This is a genomic window from Thiomonas sp. (assembly GCF_054608695.1).
The window spans coordinates 1-3046 of sequence record NZ_JBTRXV010000190.1; the positions used below are offsets into that span (position 1 = coordinate 1).

Genomic DNA, 3046 nt, shown 5'->3' on the forward strand with positions numbered 1-3046 from the left:
CATCGATTCCGTGTCCTCGCCGCACAGGTAGAGATCCGGGAGGGCTTTGGGATTGAAGGGCAACAGCAAAACCGCCAGGCGTCTGGGGGTGTATTCATCCATCACTTCATCTCCTTTCCGGTGAAACATCGGGTATCCACCCCTATTCCCCCGCGAGGCGAAATTTTTGGACTGCGCCGACGCGGCCCATAAAAAAAGGCGGGCCGAAGCCCGCCGCCTGGCCATCCTCGCGGGGTGGCCACCATCGTTTCCCGTCACCTCCCATGGCCTGGCCCGGGGGATTCTCCGGGCGGTCCGGGAAGCATCCGCTTCGCGCGGGCGATCGCGCCCGCTTTTGGGGCGACCGTTTTTCGTCATATACTGCTACCGCGCGGAAAAGGAGATCCCATGGGAACCCCGATGATCGACACGCTGTTCGTTTCCACCCGCCTCAAGCAATCCGGCATGCCACCGGAACAGGCGGACGCCGTGGCGTTGGTCATTGACGAAGCTCTGGCGGCCGCGGCGGCCACCAAGCAAGACCTGGATGTCGTGTCGGCGAACCCGCGCAAGGAGATCCGCAGTTGCGCGGCGACCTTGCGCGAGGAGAGCGCGCCGGTCAAAACGGATCTGCAAAAGGCCCTCGCGCAGTTCGAGATCGATCTGCAAAAAGAGATCTCGCAGATCAGAACGGAGATGCAAAAAGAAAAAACCTCTCTCATCAAATGGATGGTCGGCTTGGCGTTCGGGCAAACAGCCATCATCCTGTCCGTGCTGGCGCTGATGCGTTTCGGCAAATAGCCGGAAATCGACGAAACCCGCGACCCCGGATGCGCCAACGGCGCTACCGGGGTGTTTCGCGTGCCTGGCGGTTTGGTTCCGAATCCGGCGGCGGTCGGCGATCCCTCATAAAAAAGGCGGGCCGAAGCCCGCCGCCTGGCGGCCCAAACAGACCGCCTCCTTTTTCGCCCCTTCTTGCGAAGCGGGGCGAAACTCATCCATCAGCCGTCTCCGGCTTTCATCCCCTTTCCGCCCCCATACACCCGCCAGAACCGTCGTATCGCGTGTTTTTGCGCCGCCATGTATAGCCACGGTGGTTCAACAGGATGGAACAGCCATCCACAGAGCCATCCCCGGTTTTTGTGGAGAACTCAGCGTCCGGCCCCGAACTCTAGCTCGTCCTCCTTCTCCTTGCCGGCCTTGCTCTTGCCGGATCCCGTGGATTCCTTCCCTGCCTGTTTCCGCTCGGGTGCCTCGCGCTCGGCGCTCCGACGCTCCCCCTTGCGCTCCTGGCGGCTCTCCTCCCGCTCCGGTCTGGCGGTCTCCTTGTCCATCTTGACACCGGCCTGCCTCTTGGCCTTCTCCACGTCCTGGGTGTAGACCTTGACCCCCATCCGGGCGCGGGTGACGTTGACGTAGGTCTCCCGGTCGCCGTGCCGGCCCGACTCGGTGTTGTGGTGGATCATCACCCGGTCCACGGTCTGCCCCTGAGCCTTCACGCTGGTCATGGCGTAACCGTGGTCGATGTTCCGGTACTTCTCCAAGTCCACCGTGCGCCGCTCTCCGTTCATCTCCACGACGAGGCTTTTGTCCCGGATCTCCAGCACCTTGCCCTGGTCGCCGTTTTTGAAACCCGATTCGCGGTCGTTCTTCCCGAACGCGATCTTGTCGCCCTCCGCGAACTCCCGCTTGAACTCCCTGCTGGCCTCCACCCCCTTGAGATCGCCCCGCATCTGCACCACGCGCCCACCGTCCAGTTCGACGCTCACCCGGTTGGTGCGATCGTCCTTGCCGACGACCCGCCCCTCCGCACCCTTCTCCACGTTCAGCGCCCGGTGCGCGGAGGTGAATTTCACCACGTCGCCCCGGTCATAGGCGGCGGCGCGACGTTCCGCTTCGCTCATGTCCTTCTTCTCCAGAACGGCGAACTCCTTGCCCCGCCCCAGTTCGCCTTTGGCCTTCAACTGCTCGCGAACGGCGTCGTTGACGGCCCGCCGGTCGGCGTTGGTGGAGGTGAGTATGGCCGTCTTGCCTCGCTCCCCTTGGGGCAGCGCCGCGTAATCCTTGGCGATCCGCTCCACGACGTGCTGATTGTCGGCTCGCGCGGCGCCGCGCATCTCCGCCCGCATCGTTTGCCGGTCCTTTTCAGAAAGCTCCCCCCTCCCCTCCCATTTTCCCCGCACCTTGTCCTGCTCCACGCGGACCTCGATCGCCGGACGCGCCATGGCCTCGCCGTGCCGCCCCTCCAGCACGTCCTTGACGATTCCCTTGGCCTCTTCCGTCTTCTGGCGGCGGATGTCGGTCAGTTCGTTCATGGGCAGATGCTTTTGCGCCTGCTCGAAGGCCTTGCCGGCCTCCACGGACTGATGCTGTAGGCGGTCGCCCAGGAACACGGTGCGGGCGCCTTCCCGCTCCGTTTTCGACATGACGTCCGTGAACTCCTTCAAGCCCGACTGGCTCGCCTCGTCGTGGATGTGGAGCACCTTGCGCTCACCATTCGCCTTGTTCAGGGACCCAGCCTGGTCCTTTAGTTCCTTGACCAGATCCGCCCGCTCCCGCGTCTGCTGGACCCAGGCCGTGGCCCGCACGGCCGCGGACTCGATGACGCCGGCCTTGCGCCAGTTCTCGTGCTTGCGAAAGGCGGAACGCACCAGGTCCGACCGCAACGCCCGCTGGAAGCCGTGGCCGATGGCCCGCAACTGCGCCCCGACCCCCGCCCTTCCGCCGGATTTGGCGACGTCCCTTCGCACGCGATCCATGCCCTTGTGGTAATCGCGCCGGATCCCGGCCTGGATGCGGTCGCTTATCTTGCCCGCCAGTTCTGACTTGAGGGTGCCGCCCTGCTTGAACACGCCTTTCTCGCCGATGACGTAGCGGGTTTTGGTGAGGCCGGCGTGATTGAGGTTGCGGCTTTCGATGGATCGCTTGCCGGAGTGGAGGGCGGGCTGGTATACGCGCCCGTCCTTGGCCCGCAGGTACATGCGCCCCTTGGAGTCCCACTCCTTTTTGGTGGCCGGATCCGCCGCGATCTTCTCCAGCTTGCGAGCCTAGACCTTGCGCCCCTCGT

The 3046-nt window shown here is 64.3% G+C and carries 2 protein-coding genes; one reads left to right on the plus strand and one right to left on the minus strand.

The features are described 5' to 3' along the window. Positions 1-387: 387 nt before the first annotated feature. The gene (locus ACYCUK_RS24060; protein WP_461597105.1) at positions 388-780 is read left to right on the plus strand and encodes a CCDC90 family protein; all 393 of its coding nucleotides are present in this window, start codon (positions 388-390) and stop codon (positions 778-780) included. 350 nt (positions 781-1130) lie between these two features. Here the strand turns inward: ACYCUK_RS24060 and ACYCUK_RS24065 are convergent, their stop codons facing one another. Beyond that, a complete protein-coding gene (locus ACYCUK_RS24065) occupies positions 1131-2960 on the minus strand; it encodes an AAA family ATPase (RefSeq protein ID WP_461597106.1) in 1830 nt (609 codons plus the stop codon). Between the last annotated feature and the right edge of the window lie 86 nt (positions 2961-3046).

Excerpts from the sequence above, each read along its gene's own strand:
- ACYCUK_RS24065 (WP_461597106.1), bottom strand. The coding sequence starts at position 2,960 with ATGTACCTGCGGGCCAAGGACGGGCGCGTATACCAGCCCGCCCTCCAC.
- ACYCUK_RS24060 (WP_461597105.1), top strand. The coding sequence starts at position 388 with ATGGGAACCCCGATGATCGACACGCTGTTCGTTTCCACCCGCCTCAAG.